Origin of the sequence: Kitasatospora albolonga (assembly GCA_002082585.1) — a bacterium.
GTDB lineage: Bacteria > Actinomycetota > Actinomycetes > Streptomycetales > Streptomycetaceae > Streptomyces > Streptomyces stephensoniae.
On record CP020563.1, the window covers coordinates 4,761,381 to 4,787,213 of the forward strand.

The following is a 25,833-nucleotide window of genomic DNA, read 5'->3' on the forward strand; positions in this document are numbered from 1 at the left end:
ACCATCAGAAAGCACCTGGGGCCGGTGAAAGAGCCGACAGGTGCGCCGGAGGGGACGGCACACGCCATGACGGATGACGGCACCACGACGGAGTCGGAACTGCCCCGGATCGTCAGCGTCGACGACCATGTGATCGAACCCGCGCACCTCTTCTCCACCTGGCTGCCCGCGAAGTACCGCGAGCGCGGGCCCCAGCCGCTGACGGCGGGCATCGGGGAGCTGGCGTACACGGGCGGGAAGTACGTCATCACGATGGACCCGGACGGCCCGCCGACCGACTGGTGGATCTACGAGGACCTCAAGTTCCCGTACAAGCGGAACATCGCCGCCGTCGGCTTCGACCGCGACGACATGACGCTGGAGGGCATCACCCGGGCCGAGATGCGCCCCGGCTGCTGGGACCCGGCCGAGCGCCTCAAGGACATGGACCTCAACCATGTCGAGGCGTCCCTCTGCTTCCCCACCTTCCCGCGCTTCTGCGGGCAGACCTTCGCCGAGGCGCACGACAAGGAGGTCGCCCTCGCCTGCGTGCGCGCGTACAACGACTGGATGGTGGAGGAGTGGTGCGGCGACAGCGGGGGCCGCCTCATCCCGCTCTGCATCATCCCGCTCTGGGACATCGGCCTCGCGGTCGCGGAGGTCAGGCGGAACGCGGCCCGGGGCGTCCGCGCGGTCACCTTCTCCGAGATCCCCACCTACCTCGGCCTGCCCTCCATCCACACCGGCTACTGGGACCCCTTCTTCGCGGTCTGCCAGGAGACCGGCACCGTCGTCAACATGCACATCGGCTCCAGCTCCCAGATGCCCGCCGCGTCCCCGGACGCGCCCCCCGCCGTACAGGCGTCGCTCTCCTTCAACAACGCGATGGCCTCGATGATGGACTTCCTCTTCAGCGGGGTGCTGGTGAAGTTCCCGACGCTCAAACTGGCGTACAGCGAGGGCCAGATGGGGTGGATTCCGTACGCCCTGGAGCGCGCCGACGACGTGTGGGAGGAGCACCGGGCGTGGGGCGGGGTGCGCGATCTGATCCCCGAGCCGCCGTCCACGTACTACTACCGCCAGATGTTCTGCTGCTTCTTCCGCGACAAGCACGGCATCGCCTCGCTGGACGTCGTCGGCCGTGACAACGCCACCTTCGAGACCGACTACCCGCACGTGGACTCGACCTTCCCGCACACCAAGGAGGTCGCGCTCGACCACGTCAAGGGACTGGACGAGGAGACCGTCCACAAACTGATGCGCGGAAACGCCATCCGGATGCTCGGCCTGGACCTGGACACGTAGGGGCCCGGTCGTGGATCTCGCGTACACGGAGGCCGAGGAGGAGTTCCGGGGGCGGCTGAGGGAGTGGCTGGCCGCCGTGCTCCCCGGGCTGCCCCCCAAGCCCTCGCCCGACGACTGGCCCGCGCGCCGGGCGTACGACACCACCTGGCAGCGGATGCTGTACGACGCCGGGTACGCGGGTCTGCACTGGCCGGTGGACGCGGGCGGGCGGGGCGCCACCCCGACCCAGCACCTGATCTTCCTGGAGGAGACGGAGAAGGCCGGGGCGCCCTATGTCGGGGCCAACTTCGTCGGGCTGCTGCACGCGGGCCCGACCATCGCCGCCGAGGGGACGGCCGCGCAGCGGGCCCGCTGGCTGCCGCCCGTGCTGCGCGGGGACGAGATCTGGTGCCAGGGGTTCAGCGAGCCGGACGCGGGCTCCGACCTGGCCGCCCTGCGCACGCGGGCGGTGCGCGACAGCGACGACTACGTGGTCACCGGCCAGAAGATCTGGACCTCGCACGCGGAGGTGGCCGACTGGTGCGAACTGCTGGTGCGGACGGACCCGGAGGCGCCGAAGCACCGGGGGATCAGCTGGCTGGCGATGCCGATGGACGCGCCCGGCATCACGGTCCGGCCGCTGCGGACACCGGCCGGGTCGACGGAGTTCGCCGAGGTGTTCCTCGACGAGGTCCGGGTGCCCGTACGGAACCGGGTCGGCGCCGAGAACGACGGCTGGCGGGTCACCATGGTCACCCTCTCCTTCGAACGCGGTACGGCCTTCGTCGGCGAGGTCGTCGCCTGCCGCCGCACCCTGGAGGCACTCGCCGCCGAGGCCCGGCGCAACGGGCGCTGGGACGACCTCGTACTGCGCCGCCGCCTCGGCCGCCTGAACGCCGAGTTCCGGGCCCTGTGGCGGCTCACGCAGTGGAACGTCGGTGAGTCGCAGCGCACGGGCGGGGTCCCGGGCACCGGCGGCTCGGTCTTCAAGCTGCGCTACTCCGGCGCCCGGCAGGAGCTGTACGAGGCGGCGGCGGAGGTGCTGGGCGCGGAAGGGGCCTTCGACCTGGACCGGGAATGGGTCCTGGACCGGCTCTCCTCCCTCGCGTACACGATCGCCGCCGGTACCTCGCAGATCCAGCGGAACATCGTCGCCGAGCGCATCCTCGGCCTCCCGAAGGGGCGCTGACCTGCCATGGACTTCCAGCTCTCGGACGACCAGCGGGCCCTGCGGTCCGGGATGCGCGACCTGCTCGGGGCGGTGTTCGACCGGGACCGGATGCGGGCGGCGGTGGAGCGGGGCGGGGGCCTGGACCGTTCGCTGTGGCGGGAGCTGGGGGCGGCCGGACTCTTCGCGCTGCGGCTGCCGGAGGAGGCGGGCGGGGTGGGCCTCGGGCTGCCGGAGGCGGTGCTGCTCTTCGAGGAGGCCGGCCGGGCGCTGCTGCCGGGCCCGCTGGTGGCCACGCACCTGGCGGCGGGGGTGGTGAAGGGGGCCGCCGAGGGGGAGGCGGTGGTGACGGTCGCGGAGGGGGGCGGGCGGCCGGTGGCGGACCTGGAGGGCGCGGACGCGGTGCTGGTGGCGGGGGAGGGGCTGCGGGGTCTCGTGGCGGGGGGTGTGCTGGCGGGGGAGGGGCTGCGGGACTTCGTGGCGGGGGCGAGGGCCGTACGGTCGGTGGACCCGCTGACTCCGCTGCACCGGGTGGAGGGGTTCCGGCGCGCTGAGGGGCCTGCGGGGGGCGCGGAGGCGCATCAGGCGGAGGGGCTCGCGAGGACCTCGGAGGCGTACCCCGGCGCACTTCGCCGCGAAGGGGCGCTTCTCACTGCTGCCGAACAACTCGGAAGCGCCGCGCGCACCACCGACATGGCCGTTCAACACGCCGGTACGCGCCAACAGTTCGGTTCGCTCATCGGTTCGTTCCAGGCGGTCAAACACCTCTGCGCCGACATGCTCGCCCGCACCGAGCCGGCCCGTGCCGCCCTGTACGCCGCCGCGCTGACCGGCGATCCGGTGGAGATCGCGGCGGCCAAGCTGCTCGCCGACGAGGCCGCCGTACGCAACGCACGGGACTGCCTCCAGATCCACGGCGGTATGGGGTTCACCTGGGAGGCAGATGTTCACCTCCACCTGAAACGGGCCTGGCTCCGGGCGGCCCGGTGGCTCACGGCGGCGGAGGCGGAGGAGCTCCTGGCCGCCGGTCTGACCCCCGTACGCCCGCTGTACGGCGGTTCAGCGGCACATGGTTGACGGCCGGACGAAGCAGGGGGCGGAGGGTGACTCAGTGCAGTCGGTCGGCGTCGATACCGGGTTGTGTCCTTTGCGTGATTCGTCACCGGGTGGAGTCGGCGCCGGGCTCGGGTACGCTCCGTGGGATGCGAGTGGTTCTGGAACCGGGCGATCCGGGGGCGGCCTGTGCGGCGGCTCCGGTCCGGGGCGAGGGCTCTTGCCGGAGATGTGCCGGGCCTGCCCGGGAAGCGATTCTCGCGGTCTCTGCGCGCTCCTGTTCGACTCCCCGCAGCGTGCGTCGCACAGTATGCACCACGCGTACTCCTTCGCGCTGGAATATGCCCGAAGCGCTTGTTGCGGTGACTGTACGTCAACCATGCTGTCGCGTAAGGGAATCACGTTCCGTGACCCTGAGGAGGCGCGAGGCGATGTGTCCGCCGGTTCGGATGGTGTGAGCGGTGCAGGTGCTTCAGGTTCAGCTGGAGGTCGGTCCCGATCCCGCAGAGGTGGGACGGGCCCGTAGGTGGGCGCGGTCGCGCCTGGTCGGATCGGGGATAGGGGATGACGAGCCGCTCGCGGAGACGCTCATCCTGCTGATCTCGGAGCTGGTCACCAACGCGGTCGTCCATACGGGCTGCCCGGCGGTGCTCCGGATGCTGTTCGGCGGGTCCGGGGCCTCCGGCGCGGCCGGGACGGTCCGGGTGGAGGTCGCCGACGCCAGCGACTGCCCGCCCCGCCCGCGCCACGCGCAGGGCGAGGACACGGGCGGCCGGGGCCTGGAGCTGGTGGACGGCCTCGCCGACCGCTGGGGCTGGCAGCGGGAGGGCGCCGGGAAGCAGATCTGGTGCGAGGTGGACCGGAGCGGCCCCGTGGCCAAGGAGGCGCCGCCGAAGGTCGTGGTGCAGGGCGGCGAGATCTGCGAGCCGCCCGTCTGCGTCTTCACGAACGCGCCGGGCCTGGCCTGAGAGCTCCTTCCGGGCTCCGCGGGATCTACAGCACCGCGACCGGGGCGACCGGGGAGCCGGTGGCCCCGGCGAACGGCTCCGGCGCGGCGGTGAGCAGGAACGCGTACCGCCCCTCCTCCGCACAGGCTGTGGACAGCGCCTCCAGGTCCCAGTTCTGGCCCTGGAGCATGCCCATCTCGACGAGGTGGAGGGCGTGCACGGGCATCCACAGGCCCTCGATCTCCGGCGGGAAGACCTCGAAGGTCAGGGTGTCGTTGGCGACCGCCGCCACGTCCCGGGCGTGGAACCACTCGGGCGTGCGCACGGACAGCCCGGGTGACGGATGGCCGTACGCGTGCCGGTCCCCGGCCAGGACGACCCGCACCTGCCCGGTCCGTACGAGGACGATGTCCCCGGCCCGTACGCGTACGCCCCCGAACTCCTCCGCCGCGTCCAGGTCCTCCGGCGTGACGGCGTGCCCGCCTGCCAGCCGGTCCACGCCCCGGGCGCGCGCGACATCCAGCAGCACCCCGCGTGACACCAGGTGCCCCACGGTGGCGATCGACGAGAACCGCGCGCCCGCGTGCGCCGTGATGGTGTCCGCCGGGCGGCCGTTGTAGATCCGCCCGCTGTGCGAGACATGGGTCAGGGCGTCCCAGTGGGTGGCGGCCTGGAGTCCCATGGTGACGGTGTCGTCGCTGGTGGCGACGGCCCCCGGCCCGAACATCTCCTGGTTGATCTGGACCATGGTGTGCAGCGGGTCGATCCGGCCCGGGATGAGCCCGCTCTGCACCCCGCCCTGCCGGAGCGGGAGCGCGAGCGGTATCCGGCGGCCGGTGCGGACGGTGGCGACGGCCTCCCGGACGACGGCGTCGGTGATCAGGTTGAGCGTCCCGCGCTCGTCGTCCTCCCCCCACCGGCCCCAGTTGTTCACGCGCTTCGCGATCTCGTGGAACTCGGCGGGCAGGGACATGGGGGCCTCCTGGGTCTTGTGCCGGGGCATCCGGCTGCCCGTAAAATCTAACGGTCCGTCAGAAACCGCGAGAAGGGGCCGGGCATGGGGAACTTCTTGGCAGGCAAGGTGGTCGCCGTCACGGGGGCCGGCCGGGGCATCGGACGGGCGGTCGCGCTCGCCGCGGCGGCGGAGGGGGCGCGGGTCGTCGTCAACGACTACGGCGTTTCGGTGGAGGGGTCCGAGCCCACCAGCGAGATCGCCCGGTCGGTGACCAAGGAGATCGAGGCGGCGGGCGGACAGGCCGTCGCGGTGGCCGACGACATCTCCACGATGGCGGGCGGGCAGCGGATCGTGGATACGGCCCTGACAGAGTACGGGCGGCTCGACGGGGTCGTGTGCGTGGCCGGAATCCTGCGGGAGCGGATGCTCTTCAACATGTCCGAGGAGGAGTGGGACCCGGTCCTCGCCACCCATCTGAAAGGCACGTTCACGGTCTTCCGGGCCGCGTCGGCGGTCATGCGGAAACAGGAGGGCGGCGGCACGCTGATCGGCTTCACCAGCGGCAACCACCAGGGGAGCGTGTCCCAGGCCAACTACAGCGCGGCGAAGGGCGGGATCATCTCGCTGGTCCGCAGCGCGGCGCTGGGCCTGCACCGGTACGGCGTGACCGCCAACGCGGTCGCGCCCGTCGCCCGGACCCGGATGTCGGCCGGGGTGCCGACGGAGCTCGCGGAGATCGGCGAGCCGGAGGACGTGGCGGCGCTGGTGGTCTACCTGCTGAGCGAGCGGGCGCGGGCGGAGGGGATCACCGGGCAGGTGTACACGGTCGCCGGGCCCAAGATCGCGGTCTGGGCCCAGCCGAGGGAGCTGCGGGCGGGGTACGCGGAGGGGGCGCCCTGGACCCCGGAGCGGATCGCGGAGTTCCTGCCGGGGACGGTGGGGGTGGACCCGATGCCGATGCTGGCGCGGGTGGAGGAGATGGCGAAGGCGGCGCGGGCGGGGGCGCGGCCGAACCGGTGACCGCCCTCGGGGGCTCCGCCCCCGAACCCCCGCTCCTCGAACGCCGGAGGGGCTGGATGTGACGGGCGGCCGAGCCAATTCAAGCCCCTCCGGCGATTGAGGAGCGGATGCCCGCACAACCAAGCCCGTCCGGCGTTTGAGGACCGGGGATCTGGGGGGCGGAGCCCTCAGGACGACAGGAGGCACGTATGGACTTCCGGGTCACCGAGAACGACCACACCTTTCGCACGCACGCCCGCACCTGGCTGGCGACCCACCTCGCCGACGCGGTGAGCCCCCGCGCGTGGGAACGCGAGTTGGGCCAGGCGGGATGGATCGGCATCGGCTGGCCGGAGGGCGGCGGCGCGGGCTACGGCAACCGCCCCGCCCCCCTCGCCCACCAGGTCGTCTGGGCCGAGGAGTACGCCCGCTCCGCCGCGCCGCCCCGGATGGGCCACATCGGGGAGAACCTCCTCGCGCCCACCCTCATCGCGTACGGCACCGAGGAGCAGCGGCGCCGCCATCTGCCCCCCATCGCCCGGGGCGAGACCCTCTGGTGCCAGGGGTACAGCGAACCCGGCGCCGGGTCCGACCTCGCGGGCATCCGTACCACCGCCACCCCGGACGGGACCGGGGCCTACACCGTCACCGGGCAGAAGATCTGGACCTCGCTCGCCCAGGACGCCGACTGGTGCTTCGTGCTGGCCCGCACCGAACCCGGCTCCACCCGGCACCGGGGCCTGACCTTCCTCCTGGTCGAGATGGACCAGCCGGGGAGGATCGAGGTGCGGCCGATCCGCCAGATGACGGGGACCAGCGAGTTCAACGAGGTCTTCTTCGACGGGGCCCGGGCCGCCGAGGCGGTCGGCGGGGAGGGCGACGGCTGGGCGGTCGCCCTGGGGCTGCTCGCCCTGGAGCGCGGGGTTTCCACCCTCGCCCAGCAGATCGGATTCGCCCGGGAGCTGGAGGAGGTGGTCGCCGCCGCCGTGGCGAGCGGGGCCGCCGACGACCCGGTCATCCGGGCCCAACTCGTACGTCAGTGGGCCGAGTTGGTCACCATGCGGCGGCACGCCCTGCGCACCCTCGGCGCCACGGGCGAACCGGGCGCCCCCAGTGTGGCGAAGCTGCTGTGGGGCGGCTGGCACCAGCGGCTCGGCGAGCTGGCCGTGCGGGTGAGGGGGGAGGCGGGGGCGGTCGGCCCGGCGCCCTGGTCGGCGACGGACCCGTATCAACTCTCCGACGCGCAGCGCCTGTTCCTCTTCAGCCGGGCCGACACCATCTACGGCGGCTCCGACGAGATCCAGCGGAACATCATCGCCGAGCGGGTGCTCGGCCTACCGAGGGAGCCGAGATGAGAGGCGTCGTCTTCGACGGCACACGGACCGAGGTCGTCGACGACCTGGAGATACGCGGACCGGGCCCCGGCGAGGTGCTGGTGGCGGTGGCCGCCGCCGGACTCTGCCACAGCGACCTGTCGGTGGTCGACGGCACGATCCCCTTCCCCGTCCCCGTCGTGCTCGGCCACGAGGGCGCGGGCGTGGTGGAGGCGGTCGGCCCCGGCGTCGGCCACGTACGGCCGGGTGATCATGTGGCGCTCTCCACCCTCGCCAACTGCGGGACCTGCGCCCAGTGCGACCGGGGCAGGCCCACGATGTGCCGGAAGGCGATCGGGCGGCCGGGGCGGCCGTTCTCGCGGGGCGGTGAGCAGCTCTTCCAGTTCGCCTCCAACTCGGCTTTCGCGGAACGTACGTTGGTACGGGCCGTGCAGGCCGTGAAGATCCCGGCCGACCTGCCCCTCACCTCCGCCGCCCTGATCGGCTGCGGGGTCCTCACCGGTGTCGGGGCCGTACTGAACCGGGCGAAGGTCGACCGGGGCGACACCGTCGTGGTCATCGGCACCGGCGGTGTCGGCCTCAACGTGCTCCAGGGCGCGCGGCTCGCGGGCGCGCTCACCGTCGTCGCCGTCGACAGCAACCCGGCGAAAGAGGCGGTGGCCCGGCAGTTCGGCGCCACGCACTTCCTGACCTCGGCCGACGGCGTACGGGACATCCTCCCCGACGGGGCCGACCACGCCTTCGAGTGCGTCGGCCGCACCGAGCTGATCCGGCAGGCGGTCGACCTGCTGGACCGGCACGGCCAGGCGGTCCTGCTCGGCGTCCCGGCGGCGGGCGCCGAGGCGTCGTTCACCGTCTCCTCGATGTACCTCGACAAGTCGATCCTCGGCTGCCGTTACGGCTCCTCGCGCCCGCAGCGGGACATCGCCCTGTACGCGGACCTCTACCGGGAGGGCCGCCTCCTCCTGGACGAACTCGTCACCGAGACCTACCCGGTGGAGGACTTCGCCAAGGCCGCCGAGGACGCGCACCACGGGCGGGTGGCCCGGGGTGTCCTGGTCTTCTGACCACCGTTGCCCGAAGGGGAGTTCGGCCGAGGGGCCCCGGTTCGGGGCGTCGGCTCAGGAGGTGTCCGCTCAGGAGGTGCCGACTCAGGAGGTGTCCGCCGACGCCCGGAACGTACGCCGGTACACCGTCGGCGGCACCCCCAGCGCCGCCTGGAGGTGCTGGCGCAGGGAGGTCGCCGTGCCGAAACCGGCGTCCCGGGCCACCTGGTCGATCGAGAGGTCCGAGGACTCCAGCAGATGCCGGGCCCGCTCCACCCGCTGCTGTGTCAGCCACTGGCCGGGGCTGACGCCCACCTCCTCCCGGAAGCGGCGGGTGAAGGTCCGTACGCTCATCGACTCCTGCTGGGCCATGTCCCGCAGCAGGATCGGCCTCTCCAGCCGCCCCAGCGCCCAGGCCCGGGCGGCGGTGGTCGTCGCGAACTGCGGTTCGGGAACGGGGCGCTGGATGTACTGGGCCTGTCCGCCGTCCCGGTACGGGGGGACCACCGTGCGCCGGGCGATCTCGGTGGCGACGGCGGCCCCGTGGTCGCGCCGCACGAGGTGGAGGCAGAGGTCGATCCCGGCGGCGACCCCGGCGGAGGTGAGGACGTCCCCGTCGTCGATGAACAGCACACCCGGGTCGACGCGGACCTGCGGGAAGGTCCGCTGGAAGTGGTCGGCGGCCGACCAGTGCGTGGTGGCGGGGCGGCCGTCCAGGTATCCGGCGGCGGCCAGGACGTAACTGCCGGTGCAGATGGAGACCATCCGGGTGCCCGGCCGGACGAGCGCGAAGGCGGCGGTCAGCTCCTCGGTGAGCCTGCCCTCGTCGAAGACCGGGCCCAGCTCGTAGGAGGCGGGGACGACCACGGTGTCGGCGGTGGCGAGCGCCTCGGGGCCGTGCTCCACGAGGATCGAGAAGTCGGAGTCGGTCCGGACGGGCCCCGGCGGGCGGACGGAGCAGGTCACGACCTCGTACAGCTTCCCGCCCTGGTTGCCCGGTATGGGGTCCAGGGAGCGGCCGAAGATCCGGTCCGGGATGCCCAGTTCGAAGGGGAGCAGTCCGTCCAGGGCCAGGACGGCGACGCGGTGCGGCATGGCGGGCCTCCTCGGAACGCGCCGACGGGATCGTGGGGGTCCGCCGGGAAGTCACTGGTTGGTATAGACCATGGGCTGGTACAGGGTAGCGATGTGAGAGAGAAGCCGACAGAGACCGCGTCCATTCCCGACGGCCCGCGTGCGCCGCGGCCGTCGCCACCGTTCCGGCCGCCGATGCCGTTCCGGGGGAGGCGTCCCGTACGGGGCTCCGCCCTCCGTGCCCGCGTCCTTGCGGCCTGCGCCGCCCTCCTCACCGTCGCCGCCGGGCTCGCCGTGCGCGCCGGGGCGGACGGCGCCTTCGCCAAGTACGCGGGGAGCGCGCTCTATACGGTGCTGCTCTGCGCCCTCGTCGCCTTCTGCGCTCCCCGCGCGCGGCCCCTCGCCGTGGCCGGGATCGGGCTCGGCCTGAGCTGGGCGGTGGAGTTCTTCCAGCTCACGGGGGTGCCCGCGGGGCTGTCGGCGCGGAGTGCGGTCGCCCGGCTGGTCCTCGGGTCGACGTTCAACGGGCCGGACCTGTTCTGGTACGTGGTGGGCGCGGCGGTGGCGTGGGGCGTGCACGCGGGCGTACGCCGGGGATTCCGGCCCCGTGCGGTGGCCTGATCCCTGCGAACCATGTCCCTCCGGCCACTCGTGGGGGTGGGGCGGCGGACCAGAGGCTGGTCCCCGTGACCGAGACCATCGAAAGCGCGGCCCAGGACGGCGACCGGCAGCGGTCCCGCGCGGGCCGCCGACCCCGTCCCCGTATCCACCGGGCGTGGACCGTCGCCGCCGTCACCTTCGTGACGATCGTCGGCGGCGCCGCGTTCGGGACCCTGCCCGGGCTGCTCATCAACCCGCTCCACACCGAGTTCGGCTGGTCGCGGGGCGAGATCGGGCTCGCGGCCTCCATCAACATGGCGCTGTACGGGGTGACGGCCCCGTTCGCCGCCGCGCTGATGGACCGGTTCGGCATCCGGCGGGTCGTGGCGACCGCGCTGACCATGGTGGCGGCCGGGGCGCTCGCCAGTGTCTGGATGACGGCCTCCTGGCAGCTGATGATCTACTGGGGAGTCCTCGTCGGCCTGGGCACCGGTTCCATGGCGATGGCCTTCGCCGCGACCGTCACCCACCGCTGGTTCGTGGCCCGGCGGGGCCTGGTCACCGGCATCCTCACCGCCGCCGGAGCCTCCGGACAGCTGATCTTCCTCCCGCTCTGCGCCTGGATCGTCTCCGAGCACGGCTGGCGGCCCGCCTCGGTCACCACGGCTCTGGCGGCGCTCGTCGTGGTCCCGTTCGTCTGGCTCCTGATGCGCGACCACCCGGCCGACGCGGGGCTCGCCCCGTACGGCGGTGTGTACGTGGCGAAGCCCGCCCCGGCGCGGGGTGCCGCGCGCCGCACGGTGAAGGTGCTGTTCTCGGCGGCGCGCACCGGCCCGTTCTGGCTGCTGGCCGGGACCTTCGCGATCTGCGGGGCCTCCACCAACGGCCTGATCCGCACCCACTTCGTCCCCTCCGCCCACGACCACGGCATGCCGATCACGGCGGCCGCCTCGCTGCTGGCGGTGATCGGGGTCTTCGACGTCGTCGGCACGATCTTCTCGGGGTGGCTCACCGACCGCTTCGACGCCCGCCGCCTGCTCGCCGTCTACTACGCGCTGCGCGGGATCTCGCTGCTGTTCCTGCCGATGCTGATGGCGCCGGAGGTGCAGCCGCCGATGGTCTTCTTCATCGTCTTCTACGGGCTGGACTGGGTGGCCACGGTCCCGCCGACGCTGGCGCTCTGCCGCGAGCAGTACGGCGACGACAGCGCCATCGTCTTCGGCTGGGTGCTGGCCTCGCACCAGGTGGGCGCGGCGGTAGTGGCATTCCTCGGCGGGGTCGCGCGGGACGTCTTCGGCAGCTACGACGTGGTCTGGTACGCGGCGGGGGCGCTGTGTGCCGTCGCCGCGCTGATGTCGCTGGTGATCCGGCGGGCCGGGGCCGCCCGGGCGCCTGTCGGCGGCTGAACCGGGGCGCGCGGCAGCGGCTGAACACCGGCACCTGCCGACGGGTGAACCGGGGCGCCTCCCGAGCGGCTGAACCCCTGCGTGCCCGCTAGCGGCTGAACATCGGCGCGCCTGCTAGCGGGTGAACCGGCCGAACACCCCCCGGTGGAACAGCAGCGGCTCCCCCTCCGCCACCGCCCCCAGCGCCTCCACCCGGCCGACCACGATGAGGTGGTCCCCTCCGGTGTGGACGGCGTGCACGCGGCAGTCGATCCAGGCCGGTACGGAGCCGAGCAGCGGTGACCCCGTCGCCGGGGCGTCCTCGTACGCCACCCCCGCGAACTTGTCCGCCCCGCTCACCGCGAACCCCCGGCACAGCGGCGCCTGTTCGGCCCCCAGCACGTTGACGCAGAACGCCCCGGCGCGGGCGATGCGCGGCCAGGTCGTCGACGTGCGGGCGACCATGAAGGCGACCAGCGGCGGGTCCAGCGAGAGCGAGGCGAAGGACTGGCAGGCGAAACCGGCGGGCCCGTCCGCGTCGCGCGCGGTGACGACGGTGACGCCACTGGCGAAGTGGCCCAGTACGCGCCGGAATTCGGCCGGGTCGACAGGGAGCCGCTCACCGTCCCGGACGGCCCTCAGATCCGGCCGGGGCAGGGCGCCCGGCGGCGCGTGCTCCGCCCCTGCCGCTGTCGTGTCGGCGCCGACGGACCTGAGGTACCGGACGGCGGTGGCTGCCATGCCTGCGTGTCCCATCACACCGTCCATTAGAACTGACGGTTCGTCAGATGTGAACCTCTTCCGCTGGGCGCGCGTTGGGGCGGAGGCCGCCCTTTCACCACCAGTAGGCGGGGTAGCGGGCGGTCTTTCCGCTGCGCCCGGCCAGGACGCCGACGCCCACGATCACGACCGTGGCGAGCAGCAGCAGGGCGAGAAAAAGGGGCGCCGCGGGCTGGGTCGCCACGACGATGACGGCGGTGGCGGCGGCGGGGGAGTGTCCGGTGCGGGTGAGGGCCATGGCGCCGATCGCCAGGCCGCCCGCCAGGGCCGAGGCCCACACCGAGCCGCCGACGGCGGCGAGGACCGCGAAGCCGGTGAGCGCCGAGACGAGCTGCCCGCCGATGACATGGCGCGGCTGGGCCAGCGGCAGGGCGGGCGCCGCGAAGACGAGCGCGGCGCTGGCGGCCAGCGGCGGGATGAGCACCGTCTGGCCGAGGGCGTGGCCGATGGCCGCGAGCAGCAGCAGGGCGACCGTACCGCCGAGGGTCGCGACCGAGACGGAGGAGGGCTTCGGGTGGGGCGGCGCCTTGGTGGCCGGCAGGGAGGAGAGGGAGGAGGGGGTGCGGGGGTTGAGCGGGGAGGGTGGTTGAGGGGGGTGTCGGGCACCGGGATTCCTTTCGCGACGACCTGTTCATGGGCTAACGGTTGAAGCATAGATTCATCCGTTAGCTTTGCGGGGGCTTTTCCGTGAGAGGCAGGATGGGGAGATGGCTGAAGGCGTCGCGGAGGAGCGGGAAGAGCGGGCGGAGGGGCGGGGGGAGCGGGGGCAGTCGTGGGTGGGCGTGCCGCTCACCGGCGAACCGCTTCCCCTCGACCTGGTCAACACCACGTACATCAAGGGCGGTCTACGGGGACGGCTCGTCGACGCACTCGCCGCCGGGCCGCAGGACCTGGACAGCTGGCTGGCCGCCCAGCGCCACCGCTTCGCCCCCGGGACCGCCGCCGCGCTGGCCGCCGCACCGCCCGCGGGCCCGGAGCGGCACCACGAGTTCCTGGAGCTGCGCCGGGCCCTGCGCTCCCTGGCCGGGGCGCGGGCGGCGGGCGGTGGCCCGGACTCCGGCGCGTCGGCCGTGGTGAACACGTACGCGCGCATGGCCGCCGACTGGCCGGAGCTGGCCCCCGGCCCGGAGTTCCGGGCCGTCGTCCGCCCGGTGGAGGGGGACCCCGTGCGCCGGGCGCTCGGGGCGATCGCCGCCGACGCGGTCGGGCTGTTCACGGGCGCCGACGGTGACCGGCTGCGGGCCTGCCCCGCGCCGGGCTGCATCCTCTACTTCGTCAAGACCCATACCCGCCGCGCGTGGTGCACGGCGGGGTGCGGAAGCCGGGTCCGCGTGGCCCGCCACAGCAGGCGCGCCCGTACGGACGGCGAAGAGGCGTGACGGGGCGTCCGACGTTCTCCGGTGCGGCCGTCCGGCTGCCCGCCGGGTGACTTCCCGGGCGGTACGGGCGTGGCTTCCGGCTCAGGTACCGGTGCGGCGGGCGTAGTGCCGCTGGGCCTTCGCGCGGTTGCCGCAGCCGGCCATCGAGCACCAGCGGCGGGTGCCGTTCTTCGAGACGTCGAAGAAGTGCAGGACGCAGGTGCCGTTCGCGCACGCGCGGATGCGGTCGGGCCGGTCGGCCACCAGCCGGAGCCAGTTCTCGGCCGCGTACCAGGCGGGCCCCCAGGACGGGTCGTCCACCTCCACCGCCGACTCCGGCAGCCCGTTCGCCCCGAGGCCGCGGCGGATGCGCCCGTGGGACAGCACCTCGTTGAGCGCCGCCGTGGCGGCCGGGGTGGCCGGGGTGGCCGAATCCTGACGGCCGGTCGCGGCTGCTGACGGTGCCGATGCCGTCGCCGCCGCCAGCGCTTCGAGCGCGGTGCGGGCCTCCAGCAGCCGGGTCAGGGTCTCGTGATCGGCGGTGGGGGCGAGGGGGGCCGTGTGCTCGCGCACGAGGTCGCTGCCCAGCCAGATGGCCAGGCCGTCCTCGGATTCCAGCAGGTCACGCGGGCCCTCCGCGTCGACCCACCGGGTGTTCAGCAGGTCGAGCGCGAGGGGTTCGCCGATCAGCGGCCGGGGGTCGGGCCCGGTGGGGTGCGGCACGGCAGATGTCCCTTCGTCGTGAGTACTTCCTGTACCCCCGTGTACACCGATACTAACCGGCCATGCGCCTTTCACCGGTTGACGGCCTCATCTCTAACCCTTAAATTCGATTTCACTGGTTACGAGATGTCTCGTGGCCCCGACCGAAGGCGTGGAATCGATCATGAGCAAGGCGAAGAACCTGCAGACCGGCCACATCGGCCTCAACGTCACCGATCTGACCCGTTCGCTCGCCTTCTACCGCGAGGTCTTCGATTTCGAGGTGCTGGGCGAGGGCATGGACGGCGAGCGCCGCTGGGCCTTCCTCGGGCGGGACTCCCGGCTCGTGGTGACCCTGTGGCAGCAGAGCGAGGGCGCCTTCACCCCCACGCTGCCCGGCCTGCACCACCTCTCCTTCCAGGTGGACACCATCGAGGAGGTCCGGGCCACCGAGGAGGCCCTGCGCGCCCTGGACGCCGAGTTCGCCTACGACGGTGTCGTCCCGCACGGCGAGATCGGCACCTCCGGCGGCATCTTCTTCTCCGACCCCGACGGCATCCGCCTGGAGGTCTACGCGCCCTTCGGCGCCGACCCGGCCGACGCCCCGACCGCCGGTGCCCCCACCTGCGGCTTCTTCTAGGCGGAACGCGGGTACGGGCCACTTCTCGGCGAAAGGCAGGATCATGAGCGGCTACCACCGGGGTGAGATCGCCGTGCAGGAGCGGGCGGGCCTCGCCCGCCGGGCCGGACAGTCGCAGGGGGCCATCGGCAACACCGTCCCCGATGTGGCGGTGGCCTTCCTCGCCGGACAGCCCCACGTGGTGGTGGGCGGCACGGACGAGCGGGGCCGGGTCTGGGCGACCCAGCTCACCGGGGAGCCGGGCTTCCTGACCGTTCCCCGGCCGCGGACCCTGCACATCGGGGCGCTGCCCCCGCCGGAGGACCCGCTCGCCCCGCTCCTCTCCGGCGCCGGGAAGGGGGGCGGGACCGGTGCCGGAGGGGAGCCCGTCCGGATCGGCATGATCGGTATCGAGCCGGCCACCCGCCGCCGGATGCGGATGAACGGCCGGGCGGTCCGCGACGGCCACGGGCTGCGCGTGGAGCTCGACCAGGTCATCGCCAACTGCCCCAAGTACATCCAGAAACGCGACCACCGCGCGGGTGCGGGCGTGGGTGTGGGCTCGGGTGCGCAGGGGCGGCGTACGGCCGTCGACAGCGCGGAGCTGAGCCCCGCCCAGCAGCGGGTGCTGCGGACCGCCGACACCTTCTTCGTCGCCACCGCATCCGACCGGGGCGACGCGGACGCCTCCCACCGGGGCGGCAACCCCGGCTTCGTCCAGGTGCTCTCGCCCCGGGTGCTGCGCTGGCCCGACTACCTCGGCAACGCCATGTTCCTGACCCTGGGCAACCTCGAACTCAACCCGGCGGCAGGGCTGTTCGTCCCCGGCTGGGAGACCGGCACCTCCCTGCACCTGACGGGCTCGGCCCGCACGGTGTGGGACGAGGCGGAAGTGGCCCGCCACCCCGGGGCGCAGCGGCTGGTGGAGTTCGAGATCACCGCCGTACGGGAGATCGCGGCGGCCTCCCCGCTGCGCTGGTCCGCGCCCGTCTACTCCCGCTTCAATCCGCCGACTTCGGGCTGAAGGCCCGCCGGGCCTACCGGGCTCGGCCGGGGCTCCTGGGCTTCGCGGGGGCTCCTGGGTCTTCCGGGCTCAGCCGGGCCTCCCGAGGCTCCCGGGCCTCCCGAGGGGCCCGAGCATCCCGAGCTCCGCCGGGTCTCCCGGGCCTCCTGGGCTCGGCCGGGCCTCCCGGGCCTCCCGGGGCCCGAGCCCTCCCGGGCTTCCCGAGCTTCCCCTCGCCTCCCTCCCGAGCTTCCCCCTCGGGAGCTCCCTCCGGCCCCCCGGGCCCACACCTGTGACGGAGTCCCCATGCAGATCACCGTGGACCTGAACACCTGCGAGAGTCACGGAAGTTGTGTCTTCGCCGCCCCCGAGGTCTTCTCGTTCGACGATGACGACCACCTCCAGTACGAAGCCGAGCCGGACGACGGGCTCCGCGCGGTGGCCGAGAAGGCCGCCGCCTCCTGCCCCGTCCGCGCCATCACCGTGGTCCCCGCCTCATGAGCGCCGCCGTCTCTCCCCGTCAGGTGGTGATCGTCGGGGCCTCGCTGGCCGGGCTGCGGGCCGCGACGGCCCTGCGGGAGGCGGGGTTCACCGGCCGTCTGACCATCGTCGGGGCCGAGCGGCACGCCCCGTACGACCGCCCGCCGCTCTCCAAGCAGTTCCTGACGGCCGACGTCCCGGCCGACACCGCCCTCCCCGTCCCCGACGGCCTCCGGGCCCGCTGGCTGCTGGGGCGGGCGGCGGTCCGGCTCGACCCGTACCGCCGGGTCATCACGCTCGCCGACGGCATGCGCCTGCCCTACTGCGGCCTGGTCATCGCCACCGGGGCCGCCGCCCGGTCCGGTGTCGTGGACGGCGAACCAGGCCCGGAACAGGGCGTGTTCACCCTGCGCGGCCGGGACGACGCGGCGGCGCTGCGGGCCGCGCTCACCCCCGGGCGAAGGCTGCTCGTGCTCGGCGCCGGGTTCCTCGGCGGTGAGGTCGCGGCGGCGGGCCGGGCGCTCGGGCTCGACGTCACGCTCGTGGAATCCGGGGCCGTACCGCTGGAGCGCGCGGTCGGCGCGGAGGTCGGCGCGTTCGTGGGGACGCTCCACCGGGAGAAGGGCATCGACCTGCGCACCGGCACCACGGTCACCGAGTTCGGGACCGGCCCCGACGGCAGGCTCAAGGGCGTCCGGCTGGCCGACGACCAGCTTCTCGCGGTGGATGTCGCGGTCCTCGCCCTGGGCGCGGCCCCGGCCACCGGGTGGCTGGCCGGTTCGGGCATCGAGGCGGTCGGCGGAGTGCCCACCGACTCCCGGCTGCGGGCCCTGTTCCCGGACGGTACGACGGTGCCCGGCGTGGTCGCGGCGGGCGACGCGGCCCGGGTCCCGCAGCCCCTCGCGGACGGCGCCGCGCCCGCCCTCGGCCACTGGGCGGGCGCGGCGGAGCAGGGTGCGGCGGCGGCCCGTACGCTGCTGCTGGGCGACGCGGCCCCGGCCTTCGCCGAGGTGCCGTCCTTCTGGTCCGACTTCCACGGTGTCCGGCTCCGCTCGGTGGGCCTGCCGGGGCTCGCGGACACGGTGAAGGTCCACGAGTGCGACCGGGGCGCCCGGCGCGTGGAGGCCAGCTACCACCTGGACGGGCGCCTGATCGGCGCCCTGACCATCGGCCGGACTTCCCGACTGGCCGCCTACCGCAGGACGTTGGCCGAGTACACCCCACGCTGACCCCGTGCTGATCCTCCTGTCCTCATGCCAAGCGGGGGGTGGGGGATGGGCCTGGGCCCGGCATCAACTCTCCACCCCCGCCTCCCGTTTGCGCAGACGCAGCACATGGTCGCTGAACAGATGCCGACCCCGGTCGAGCAGTTCACCCACCTCCGCGTCGCCCTGCGGCTCGTCCGGCGACGGGTGCCAGCGCTGTACCGACTGCCCGGCCCAGACACGCAGCTTCCTGTCCGGGTCCTCCAGCAGACCGACCGCCGCCCGCAGCGCCACGATGCCGCCCCGCGTGTCGAGCAGCCGGAACGCCCCGACGCGGACGTGCCGCGGCCGCTCGGAGCCGGTGCGCTCCAGCAGCCAGTCGGCGGGCAGTTCCCCGGCCGAGGGCAGCAGGGCGGCGGCGGTCTCCCGGACGACACCCGCGGCGGGATCGTCGAGGAGCGGCCGCAGCCGCTCCGTATCCACGCGGCCCAGCGCCCGCAGCCCCGCCACCGCCCGCGCCCGCACCCCGGGCGCCGGGTGCGCCAGCAGCGGCCGCAGCAGCCCGGCGTCCGCACGGTCCCCGCACTCGGCCAGCCCGATCACCGCACCGGGCGGCAGCCCGGGGTCGTCCGCCGCCGCGCACCGCTCCCGGTACCAGGCCGCCGGGTCACCTCCCCGCTGCCGTACGACGTACCGGGCGCAGGCGCGTACGAGGGCGGAACGGTCGCTGAGGAACGGCTCCGCCTGCTCCGGCCGCCCCGCCCGCCGCAGCGCGGTGACCCCGGCCGAGCGGGTACGCGGGGTGCGTGCGGCCAGCAGGGGAGGCAGCACGCCCTCGTGGGCATCCTCATCCGCCAGAGCCGCGAGCGCCGCGGTGGCGCACAGGTCCTGGACCACGGTGTCCCGGTCCCGGGCGGCCACGCGGGCCAGCTCGGCGGGACGGAGCAGCCGACCCTCGACGGCCAGCCCGTACGCGAACCGCCGGACGACGCGGTCGGGGTCGGCGAGGAGAACGGCGAGCTGTCCGCCGGACGCCTCGCGCAGGACCCGCCCGAGCACCTCGACGCCGAAGGCTCCTCTGTCGCGGCGGCCGACGCGGAGGACGAGGGGCGCGAGGCCGAGGGCGGCGTCCACGTCCAGGGCCTCCCGCAGCAACTGCCGGGCCTGCTCGCGGACGGGGCCGACCCAGTCGGCGCAGCGGATCACGACCAGCGGCAGCAGACCGGGGTGCCGGACCGCCTGCCGGACCGCCTCCTCGCGCACCCGCCCGTCGCGGTGGCAGAGGGCGATGGCGAGCCGGGACTCGTCCAGCCGGGCCAGACCGGCGGGCGGTGCGGCGGAACGCGCCCACTCCAGCAGGAACGGCGGGTGGAACCGGGACACCTCGCGCACCCCGCCGTCGAGCGCGAGCCAGTCACCGGGGTCGGCGACATCGAGCGTGCCGGTAAGCGGCGCGCCTCCCGCGAGCCCCATCGCCGCTGCTTTCACACCCTCGAAGCCCTCAAGCACCCTTCCCCGCCCCTTTCAGTAAGTCAGGCACCCGGTTTCAGTAAGTCAGGCACCCGGCCAGGCTTCAGAACGGTGGCGCTTCGGACCACAGGTGTGTCGTCGGTACGAGCGGGGGCCGGGAGCTCCTGTGCGGCAGCGACAGGATGGCCAGGGCCTCCTCGACGCGGCCGAGGTCGATGAGGTAGCCGGAGAGATCGTGGCCGATCCGGCGGTCGTGCTGCTGGAGGACGGTGACGGCTTCCCCGGTGCGCCCGGCACCGGCGAGGAGGCGGGCGATGTGCTCCGCCGCGTACCAGGAGGTGCCCTCGGGGTGGGCCCGGGCCCGTTCGACCGCCGCGTCGACCCCATGGCAGGCGGCGATCAGCGGCAACCGCATCCAGTACAGCTCCCACTCGGTCTCACCGCCGCGCCGGGCGTCGAGGGCGTCGAGATGGGCGAGGCCGTCGGCGGGGCGTCCCTGGTCGAGGCACAGCTCGGACAGGGCGTGAAGAATCCAGTCGTCGCCGGGGTGCGCGTCGGCCTGGGCGCGCATCACGGCGATCGCCTCCTGGCCCCGTCCGTGCCGGGCCAGGAGCCGCGCAAGGTCGCAGGCCGCGTTCGGGTCCCGGGCCGCGGGGCCGTCCGCCTGCCCGTACACCGCGATCGCGCCCTCCACATCGCCCTGCTCCTCCAGCAGCTCCGCCAGCCGCTGTACGGCCTCCTCGTGCCCGTCCGACGCGGCGTAGGCGCGAAGCTCCTCGACGCGGCCGTGCCGGGCCAGCAGGTCGGCGAGCTGGTCCCGGTTGTCGATCGAGGTGATCTGCCGACGGCGGAGCAGGGCGATGGCCTCGTCGATGCGGCCCTGGCGTTCGCGGAGCGTCGCGAGCAGGCCCAGCGCCAGCTCGGGGTCGAGTCCCCGGCAGCACCACGGGCCGTCGCAGCGGTGGTCGGCCCGGATGTGCCCGGCGAGCAGCGCGGCGGCCTCCTCTTCGCGGTCGGCCGCGGAGGCGACCTCGACCAGGGCGGTGGCGAGCGTCCAGTCGGTGATGTGCGGCGCGAGCAGATCGAACGCCTCCCCGGCCCGGCCGTGCCGGGCGAGCAGCCGCGCGTAGGCGTCCAGAGCCAGCGGGTGCCCCGCCTCCATGCGGGCCCGGCTGATCCCGATCGCCTCCTCGACGCGGCCCCAGCCCTCCAGCAGTTCGGTCATGGCGGCGACAGCCGTCCACCAGCCCGTCGCCACGTACGGGGCGAGCACCTCCGAAGCGTCGGCCTCGCGCCCCTGCTCGCCCAGCACCCGCGCCCACGCCAGCGCGCAGAACCACTCCCCGCGTCCGGCCTGCGACTCCACCACATCGGCATGGCCTCGTTCGAGCAGCCGCGAGACCAGCTCCGGCGGGATACAGCCGGACCGCGTCCGGGCCCGGTGGTCAAGGTCAGCAGCGTCCACGGTCCAGAACCTTAGCGCCCACCTCTGACACCGTACCGACAGCACCGGGCCAGCAGCACCGTCCGCAACGGCATCGGTCATACGGCGGAGAGCCAGGTGACCGCTGCCAGGACCAGGGAGACCAGGCAGGCCAGGGCCGCCAGCAGCAGGCTCCGGGCGTCGGCGCGCATCCGCCGCACGGCCGGTGCCAGACGGACCGCGACGAGCACGGCCGTACCGGCGGACGCACCGCCGACGCACCAGAGCAGGAAGCCCGTCATCGGCACGCCCTCGGCCATCCCCCACACCACCGTCAGACCGGCCAGGGCGACCGGCAAGGAGATCAGCACCCAGGCGAGCAGCCACAACCCTGCGGCCAGGAGCATCACAGGAGTACGCCGGGGCGGAGGGGCGATCCGGGCCGGTCGGTAGAGAATGTCGTACGTACGAGGGTTCACCCCCCGATCCTCACCGGCCCCCGCCGCCCCGGGCATGGGGCGGATGACTCAGCGGACCACGGCCCCGTACTCACTCCGTCCCGGGGGCTTGCCCGGTGCCACCCTGGACCTGAGCGACAACGAGCCACCGGTGAAGCCGAACGGATCGGCAGACGGGAGGACATCCCCATGACCGCATCACGAGCGCCCCTGACCCGGGACAGCCTGCGGGTGAAGATCGTCGTGCAGAAGGTGCGGCTTGCGGGTGCGGAGTACCGCGTGATCCGGCCGGCCAGACCGTTGAAGAACGTCGCTCTCCACAAGGACCACGGTTATCAGGGCCACTACAACATGTACGTCGACCGGGCGGACGGCAGGCGCATGGGCACCCTGTGGCTGCTCGCGGCGCGATCGCCGCGATCGCTGGTCCACGTGCCGATGCGGGCCGGTCCTGCTGTACCCGGTATCGGCCGGGAAGCCGGGCAGCCGCTCGATCTCGTGCTCGCTCCCCGCTCGGTGCAGTTGCGCCCTTCCCGCTGGAAGCGGATTCGGCAGTATCTCAACGCGGCCCACGCTCCCCGCGAGCTGCGTACCGCGTGTGTGCCGGAGCGGGACCTTCCTGCCTCCGAGGCCGAGTACGGCATTCCGGACGACCCGAAAGAGGCGAGCCGGTTCCTTCTCCGCAGGGACATCCACGCCGAGACCCTGCTGCTGACCGGTGGTTCAGCGGCGTTCCGGGAGGGGGCGAAGGAGATCTTCGCCGTCACGAAGCACGGGCCGCCCGCCGCCGCGACCGGGCTCTACCTGCCCGGGGGCTGCAACTACCACGTCTGCCGGTCCATCTACGACTGGGACTCCGGTCCACGGGACCTGAGCGGCTGGGAACAGTTACATGTGGAGTTCTGCCCGTCATGGGCAAGATGACGGTACCCGGGCAGCAACTCTCCGACCCCACAGATGTTTTCGCCCGTGGTCGCAGACCCCGGAGCGAACAGCCCCGCCGGAGCGGAACGCTCTCTCAGTACCCCCGGTACTCCGGTGCGCGCCGCTCGACGAACGCGGCGACGCCCTCGTTGGCGTCCCGGGTGGTCATGTTGATCTCCTGGGCGGCCGCCTCCGCCGCGAACGCCGTGGCCCGGTCGCCGGTCAGGGAGTCGTTCACGAGCTGCTTGGTCAGGGCGATGGCCCGGGTCGGCCCGCAGGCCAGCCGTCCGGCCCACGCGGTGGCGAGGGCGGTCAACTCATCGGGCGGTACGGTGCGGTTGACGAGGCCCAGCCGTTCCGCGTCTGCCGCCGTCAGCGCGTCCCCGAAGAACATCAGCTCCTTCGCCCGCTGCGGCCCCACCAGCCGGGGCAGCAGATACGCGCCGCCGCCGTCCGGGACGAGCCCCCGGCGTACGAAGACCTCGATGAACGTCGCCGTATCGGCCGCCAGGACCAGATCGCAGGCGAACGCCAGATGCGCGCCGATCCCGGCGGCGGTCCCGTTGACGGCGGCGATCACCGGCTTCTCGCAGTCCAGTACGGCGGCGACCAGCCGCTGGGCGCCGAGCCGGACGGTCCGGGCGACATCTCCGGGAAGGCGCTCGCCGGTCCGGGCCGGGGAGCCGCGCAGGTCGGCGCCCGCGCAGAAGCCCCGGCCGGTGGCGGTGAGCACGACGGCCCGTACGGCGGGGTCGGCGGAGGCGTCGGCCAGCAGGGCGATGACCCGTTCACGCTGCTCCCAGGTGACGGCGTTCATCGCCTCGGGACGGTTGAGGGTGATCCAGGAGACGCCGTCGGGGGTGGTGGAGTGGAGGACGGTGGACTCCACGGGTTCGGCATGCCCCGGGTCCGATGCCCCGCCGTTCACGGGCTCCGGGCTCGCTGACGCACCTCCGGTCGCGAGCTCCGGACCCACCGGCTCACCACCGTTCACGGGCTCCCGGCTCACCGGCACACCGCCAGCGCGTCCAGCGCCACCGCGCCCTGTCCGCGCCCCAGCACCACCAGCGGGTTGATGTCCAGCTCGGTCAGGTCGTCGCCCAGCTCCAGGGCCATGCGCTGCACCCGCAGCACCACCTCCACCAGGGCGTCCACATCGACGGGCGCCCCGCCGCGCACCCCGGCCAGCAGCGCCCGGCCGCGCAGCTCGTCGAGCATGTCCCGGGCCTCCTTCTCGCCGAAGGGGGGCACCCGTACCGCCGTGTCGTGCAGCACCTCCACCAGCACCCCGCCGAGCCCGACCGTGACCGTCGGCCCGAAGAGAGGGTCGTGGGTGACGCCGACCATCATCTCGACGCCCCGGTCGATCATCTGGCAGACCAGGACGCCGTCCAGGTCGACGGATTCGAAGCGGGCGATGTCCGTCAACTCGCGGTAGGCATCGCGCACTTGGCTGGCCGATGTCAGGCCCACCTTCACCAGGCCCAGTTCCGTCTTGTGGGCGAGGCGGGGGCCGGACGCCTTCATCACGACCGGGTAGCCGACCGGCCCGGCCGCCCGTACGGCCGCTGCCGCGCTCGTCACGAGCTGCTCGCGCGGGACGCGGATGCCGTACGCGCGCAGGAGCTGCTTCGCCGCGTGCTCGCTGAGCTGCTGGCCCGGGCGCATCAGGGCCCGCGCCTTGCGGAAGGAGGGGGAGGGGGTGCGCGGGGCCTCGTCGAAGGGGGAGCGGTAGCCGGAGGTGAAGCGGTGGTGGTCCAGGTAGGACTTCACGGCGGTGACGCAGTTGGCGAACGTACGGAAGGTGGCGACGCGGGAGGAGCCGAGGAGCGTGGTGCGGTAGGCGTCCTCGGTGCCCACGGGGGAGCCCCAGATCACGCACACCAGCTTGTCCGTGGCCTCCGCCGCGTCCACCAGGTCCTGGGCGAGCCGGTCGCTCATCGGCGGGAACGGGCCGGTGATCGGGCAGATGAGCACCCCGACGGACGGGTCCGCGAGGATCGCGTCGATGATCTTCCGGCCGCGCCAGTCCCCGACGGGGTGGCCGCCGTTGTCGATCGGGTTGGCGACGCTGAGGTAACCCGGTATCCAGGCGTGCAGCTCGTCCTGCTTGGCGGCGGAGAGGGTGGGCAGGGTGAGCCCGGCCGCCGTGGCGAGGTCCGCGAAGTGGGCGCCGGTGCCGCCGGAGATGGAGTACACGGCGACGCCCTCCGCGCGCGGTGGCCGGGCACGGGCCAACAGGGCGGCGGTGTCCTGGAGTTCGTCGAGGCCGTCCACCCGGACCACCCCGAACTGCCGCATCGCCGCGTCCACCACCCGGTCGGCCCCGGTCAGCTTCCCGGTGTGCGAGGCGGCGGCCTCGGCCCCGGTCTCCGTACGCCCCACCTTCACCGCCACCACCGGCACCCCCGCCCGTGCGGCCCGGTCGGCGGCGAGCAGGAACGAACGGCCGTCCTTGAGCCCCTCCACGTAACAGGCGATGGCCCCCACCTCGGGAAGCTGGGCGAAGTACGCCAGAAAGTCGGCGGTCTCCAGATCGGCCTCGTTGCCCGTGGGCGCCCAGTGCGACAGCCGGATGCCCAGCTGCTGGAGGGCGTGCAGGGGCCGCCCCTGGTGTCCGGACTGGGTGATGAGGGCGATGGCCGGGCCCGCCAGGTCGTCCCGGAACTCCTCGAAGGCGTTGAGGTTGGTGTTCGGCCCCAGCAGCCGCACCCCGGACCGCTCCACGGCCGCCGCCAGCCGGGCCTGGGCCACCGCACCGGCCTCCCCGGTCTCGGCGAACCCGGAGGCGAAGGCCACGGCGAAGGGGATCTTGGCCTCGGCCAGCTCCTCGATCACCGGGAGCGGGTCGGCGACCAGGAGGACGGCGAGGTCGACGGGTTCGTCCAGTTCGGCCAGCGCGGCGACGCTCGGCACACAGAGCCGCCCGAACACGGCCTCCCGGGCCGGGTGCACGGGGTGCAGCCGCGCCCCGACCCGCTCGGCCCAGGCGATGAGCTGCCGGGTGATCCCGGCGTTCGGGCGCCCCTCGGTGTCGGAGGCGCCGACGACGGCGACCGAGCGCGGCCGGAAGAAGCGGTCCAGGTCGGGCACGGCCAGGTGCAGCGGCCGTCCGCTGACATCGAGGCCGCCCTGCCGGGTGGCGGTGGGCAGACTGACGACGGAGGCGTGCGGCTCCTCGCCGCAGGCCACCACCCGGGCGCGGAAGTCGGTGGTGAAGGTGCCGTGAGTCGATCCAAGCATCGTTCCGCCACTCCTGCTCGATGGTCCTGCTCGATGGTCCGCCGGCCCGGTGTCCGTGGGGGCAGGCGCAATTGGCTGACGCACTGTCAGGTTACTGAACTGACGGGCCGTCAGGAATGGTCGTGCAGGCAAAGGCTTCCGGGGAGGCCGTCGCCGGTCACGGAGAGGTGCGAAGTGGCGTAGGGTGGGACGCACCGACGCGGGGTGGAGCAGCTCGGTAGCTCGCTGGGCTCATAACCCAGAGGTCGCAGGTTCAAATCCTGTCCCCGCTACTGATGAAGAAGATGACCGAGGCCCGGATCTCCTGAGATCCGGGCCTCGGCCGTGTGCCCGGGGCGGGACGC

General features: G+C 73.6%; 25 protein-coding genes and 1 tRNA gene. 16 read left to right on the top strand and 10 right to left on the bottom strand.

Features of this window, described 5'->3' with window-relative positions; all coding sequences use genetic code 11:
• The first annotated feature begins 66 nt into the window (after positions 1–66).
• The 4 genes from B7C62_20910 (at position 67) to B7C62_20925 (ending at position 4,452) form a co-directional block, all read left to right on the top strand.
• Positions 67–1,284 carry an amidohydrolase gene (locus B7C62_20910; protein ID ARF74418.1) on the top strand — a complete coding sequence of 406 codons (1,218 nt, stop codon included), beginning with the start codon at positions 67–69 and terminating at the stop codon, positions 1,282–1,284.
• A 10-nt stretch (positions 1,285–1,294) separates the two neighbouring features.
• Positions 1,295–2,452, top strand: a complete 1,158-nt coding sequence (locus B7C62_20915) for an acyl-CoA dehydrogenase (GenBank protein ID ARF74419.1) — start codon at positions 1,295–1,297, stop codon at positions 2,450–2,452.
• A 6-nt stretch (positions 2,453–2,458) separates the two neighbouring features.
• Positions 2,459–3,508 carry an acyl-CoA dehydrogenase gene (locus B7C62_20920; protein ID ARF74420.1) on the top strand — a complete coding sequence of 350 codons (1,050 nt, stop codon included), beginning with the start codon at positions 2,459–2,461 and terminating at the stop codon, positions 3,506–3,508.
• A 437-nt stretch (positions 3,509–3,945) separates the two neighbouring features.
• Entirely contained in the window at positions 3,946–4,452 is a 507-nt protein-coding gene (locus tag B7C62_20925; protein ARF74421.1) for a hypothetical protein, read from the top strand.
• Between the two features lie 25 nt (positions 4,453–4,477).
• Here B7C62_20925 and B7C62_20930 read toward each other — a convergent pair whose 3' ends face one another.
• Entirely contained in the window at positions 4,478–5,404 is a 927-nt protein-coding gene (locus B7C62_20930; protein ARF74422.1) for a cyclase, read from the bottom strand.
• 84 nt (positions 5,405–5,488) lie between these two features.
• On the opposite strand from B7C62_20930, the gene B7C62_20935 reads away from it, so the two are divergent.
• From B7C62_20935 to B7C62_20945, 3 genes are all read left to right on the top strand, one after another.
• Positions 5,489–6,406 carry a short-chain dehydrogenase gene (locus tag B7C62_20935; protein ID ARF74423.1) on the top strand — a complete coding sequence of 306 codons (918 nt, stop codon included), beginning with the start codon at positions 5,489–5,491 and terminating at the stop codon, positions 6,404–6,406.
• A gap of 188 nt (positions 6,407–6,594) precedes the next feature.
• Positions 6,595–7,740, top strand: a complete 1,146-nt coding sequence (locus B7C62_20940) for an acyl-CoA dehydrogenase (GenBank protein ARF74424.1) — start codon at positions 6,595–6,597, stop codon at positions 7,738–7,740.
• Positions 7,737–8,786 (top strand): Zn-dependent alcohol dehydrogenase, encoded by a 1,050-nt coding sequence (locus B7C62_20945; GenBank protein ID ARF74425.1) that lies wholly within the window; start codon positions 7,737–7,739, stop codon positions 8,784–8,786. The genes B7C62_20940 and B7C62_20945 overlap by 4 nt, the downstream gene beginning before the upstream one ends.
• 84 nt (positions 8,787–8,870) lie before the next feature.
• Here B7C62_20945 and B7C62_20950 read toward each other — a convergent pair whose 3' ends face one another.
• Complete coding sequence (locus B7C62_20950; protein ID ARF74426.1) at positions 8,871–9,860, bottom strand: AraC family transcriptional regulator; 990 nt, start codon at positions 9,858–9,860, stop codon at positions 8,871–8,873.
• A gap of 174 nt (positions 9,861–10,034) precedes the next feature.
• Between B7C62_20950 and B7C62_20955 the strand changes: the two genes are divergently transcribed.
• A complete protein-coding gene (locus B7C62_20955) occupies positions 10,035–10,460 on the top strand; it encodes a hypothetical protein (protein ARF74427.1) in 426 nt (141 codons plus the stop codon).
• Positions 10,461–10,525: 65 nt separating this feature from the next.
• Complete coding sequence (locus tag B7C62_20960) at positions 10,526–11,845, top strand: MFS transporter (GenBank protein ARF74428.1); 1,320 nt, start codon at positions 10,526–10,528, stop codon at positions 11,843–11,845.
• Positions 11,846–11,959: 114 nt separating this feature from the next.
• Here B7C62_20960 and B7C62_20965 read toward each other — a convergent pair whose 3' ends face one another.
• Positions 11,960–12,565 (bottom strand): NADPH-flavin oxidoreductase, encoded by a 606-nt coding sequence (locus B7C62_20965; protein ID ARF77299.1) that lies wholly within the window; start codon positions 12,563–12,565, stop codon positions 11,960–11,962.
• A gap of 94 nt (positions 12,566–12,659) precedes the next feature.
• Positions 12,660–13,145: an HPP family protein+B94 gene (locus B7C62_20970; protein ID ARF74429.1), complete on the bottom strand. Its 486-nt coding sequence runs from the start codon at positions 13,143–13,145 to the stop codon at positions 12,660–12,662.
• Positions 13,146–13,311: 166 nt separating this feature from the next.
• Between B7C62_20970 and B7C62_20975 the strand changes: the two genes are divergently transcribed.
• Positions 13,312–13,983, top strand: coding sequence for a hypothetical protein (locus B7C62_20975; protein ID ARF74430.1), 672 nt, complete (start codon positions 13,312–13,314; stop codon positions 13,981–13,983).
• Positions 13,984–14,064: 81 nt separating this feature from the next.
• Here B7C62_20975 and B7C62_20980 read toward each other — a convergent pair whose 3' ends face one another.
• Positions 14,065–14,685, bottom strand: a complete 621-nt coding sequence (locus tag B7C62_20980; protein ARF74431.1) for a hypothetical protein — start codon at positions 14,683–14,685, stop codon at positions 14,065–14,067.
• A 163-nt stretch (positions 14,686–14,848) separates the two neighbouring features.
• Between B7C62_20980 and B7C62_20985 the strand changes: the two genes are divergently transcribed.
• The 4 genes from B7C62_20985 (at position 14,849) to B7C62_21000 (ending at position 17,995) form a co-directional block, all read left to right on the top strand.
• Complete coding sequence (locus tag B7C62_20985; protein ARF77300.1) at positions 14,849–15,304, top strand: glyoxalase; 456 nt, start codon at positions 14,849–14,851, stop codon at positions 15,302–15,304.
• A 43-nt stretch (positions 15,305–15,347) separates the two neighbouring features.
• Complete coding sequence (locus B7C62_20990) at positions 15,348–16,307, top strand: pyridoxamine 5-phosphate oxidase (protein ARF74432.1); 960 nt, start codon at positions 15,348–15,350, stop codon at positions 16,305–16,307.
• A 285-nt stretch (positions 16,308–16,592) separates the two neighbouring features.
• Positions 16,593–16,787: a ferredoxin gene (locus B7C62_20995; protein ARF74433.1), complete on the top strand. Its 195-nt coding sequence runs from the start codon at positions 16,593–16,595 to the stop codon at positions 16,785–16,787.
• Positions 16,784–17,995 (top strand): FAD-dependent oxidoreductase, encoded by a 1,212-nt coding sequence (locus B7C62_21000; protein ARF74434.1) that lies wholly within the window; start codon positions 16,784–16,786, stop codon positions 17,993–17,995. The genes B7C62_20995 and B7C62_21000 overlap by 4 nt, the downstream gene beginning before the upstream one ends.
• A 63-nt stretch (positions 17,996–18,058) precedes the next feature.
• On the opposite strand, the gene B7C62_21005 is transcribed toward B7C62_21000, so the two are convergent.
• The 3 genes from B7C62_21005 to B7C62_21015 all read right to left on the bottom strand — a co-directional run bounded on the left by B7C62_21005 (position 18,059) and on the right by B7C62_21015 (position 21,343).
• Positions 18,059–19,354: a hypothetical protein gene (locus B7C62_21005; protein ID ARF77301.1), complete on the bottom strand. Its 1,296-nt coding sequence runs from the start codon at positions 19,352–19,354 to the stop codon at positions 18,059–18,061.
• Between the two features lie 190 nt (positions 19,355–19,544).
• The gene (locus tag B7C62_21010; protein ARF74435.1) at positions 19,545–20,906 is read right to left on the bottom strand and encodes a hypothetical protein; all 1,362 of its coding nucleotides are present in this window, start codon (positions 20,904–20,906) and stop codon (positions 19,545–19,547) included.
• A gap of 77 nt (positions 20,907–20,983) precedes the next feature.
• The gene (locus B7C62_21015; GenBank protein ID ARF74436.1) at positions 20,984–21,343 is read right to left on the bottom strand and encodes a hypothetical protein; all 360 of its coding nucleotides are present in this window, start codon (positions 21,341–21,343) and stop codon (positions 20,984–20,986) included.
• 168 nt (positions 21,344–21,511) lie between these two features.
• Between B7C62_21015 and B7C62_21020 the strand changes: the two genes are divergently transcribed.
• Positions 21,512–22,246, top strand: a complete 735-nt coding sequence (locus tag B7C62_21020; GenBank protein ARF74437.1) for a hypothetical protein — start codon at positions 21,512–21,514, stop codon at positions 22,244–22,246.
• A 94-nt stretch (positions 22,247–22,340) separates the two neighbouring features.
• Here B7C62_21020 and B7C62_21025 read toward each other — a convergent pair whose 3' ends face one another.
• Positions 22,341–23,174, bottom strand: a complete 834-nt coding sequence (locus B7C62_21025) for an enoyl-CoA hydratase (protein ARF77302.1) — start codon at positions 23,172–23,174, stop codon at positions 22,341–22,343.
• Positions 23,175–23,251: 77 nt separating this feature from the next.
• Complete coding sequence (locus B7C62_21030; GenBank protein ID ARF74438.1) at positions 23,252–25,489, bottom strand: pimeloyl-CoA synthetase; 2,238 nt, start codon at positions 25,487–25,489, stop codon at positions 23,252–23,254.
• Positions 25,490–25,687: 198 nt separating this feature from the next.
• Between B7C62_21030 and B7C62_21035 the strand changes: the two genes are divergently transcribed.
• A tRNA-Met gene (locus tag B7C62_21035) sits at positions 25,688–25,761 on the top strand.
• Positions 25,762–25,833 lie beyond the last annotated feature (72 nt).

Excerpts from the sequence above, each read along its gene's own strand:
- B7C62_20910 (ARF74418.1), top strand. The coding sequence starts at position 67 with ATGACGGATGACGGCACCACGACGGAGTCGGAACTGCCCCGGATCGTC.
- B7C62_20920 (ARF74420.1), top strand. The coding sequence starts at position 2,459 with ATGGACTTCCAGCTCTCGGACGACCAGCGGGCCCTGCGGTCCGGGATG.
- B7C62_20930 (ARF74422.1), bottom strand. The coding sequence starts at position 5,404 with ATGTCCCTGCCCGCCGAGTTCCACGAGATCGCGAAGCGCGTGAACAAC.
- B7C62_20935 (ARF74423.1), top strand. The coding sequence starts at position 5,489 with ATGGGGAACTTCTTGGCAGGCAAGGTGGTCGCCGTCACGGGGGCCGGC.
- B7C62_20940 (ARF74424.1), top strand. The coding sequence starts at position 6,595 with ATGGACTTCCGGGTCACCGAGAACGACCACACCTTTCGCACGCACGCC.
- B7C62_20945 (ARF74425.1), top strand. The coding sequence starts at position 7,737 with ATGAGAGGCGTCGTCTTCGACGGCACACGGACCGAGGTCGTCGACGAC.
- B7C62_20950 (ARF74426.1), bottom strand. The coding sequence starts at position 9,860 with ATGCCGCACCGCGTCGCCGTCCTGGCCCTGGACGGACTGCTCCCCTTC.
- B7C62_20955 (ARF74427.1), top strand. The coding sequence starts at position 10,035 with ATGCCGTTCCGGGGGAGGCGTCCCGTACGGGGCTCCGCCCTCCGTGCC.
- B7C62_20965 (ARF77299.1), bottom strand. The coding sequence starts at position 12,565 with ATGGCAGCCACCGCCGTCCGGTACCTCAGGTCCGTCGGCGCCGACACG.
- B7C62_20975 (ARF74430.1), top strand. The coding sequence starts at position 13,312 with ATGGCTGAAGGCGTCGCGGAGGAGCGGGAAGAGCGGGCGGAGGGGCGG.
- B7C62_20985 (ARF77300.1), top strand. The coding sequence starts at position 14,849 with ATGAGCAAGGCGAAGAACCTGCAGACCGGCCACATCGGCCTCAACGTC.
- B7C62_20990 (ARF74432.1), top strand. The coding sequence starts at position 15,348 with ATGAGCGGCTACCACCGGGGTGAGATCGCCGTGCAGGAGCGGGCGGGC.
- B7C62_20995 (ARF74433.1), top strand. The coding sequence starts at position 16,593 with ATGCAGATCACCGTGGACCTGAACACCTGCGAGAGTCACGGAAGTTGT.
- B7C62_21000 (ARF74434.1), top strand. The coding sequence starts at position 16,784 with ATGAGCGCCGCCGTCTCTCCCCGTCAGGTGGTGATCGTCGGGGCCTCG.
- B7C62_21020 (ARF74437.1), top strand. The coding sequence starts at position 21,512 with ATGACCGCATCACGAGCGCCCCTGACCCGGGACAGCCTGCGGGTGAAG.
- B7C62_21030 (ARF74438.1), bottom strand. The coding sequence starts at position 25,489 with ATGCTTGGATCGACTCACGGCACCTTCACCACCGACTTCCGCGCCCGG.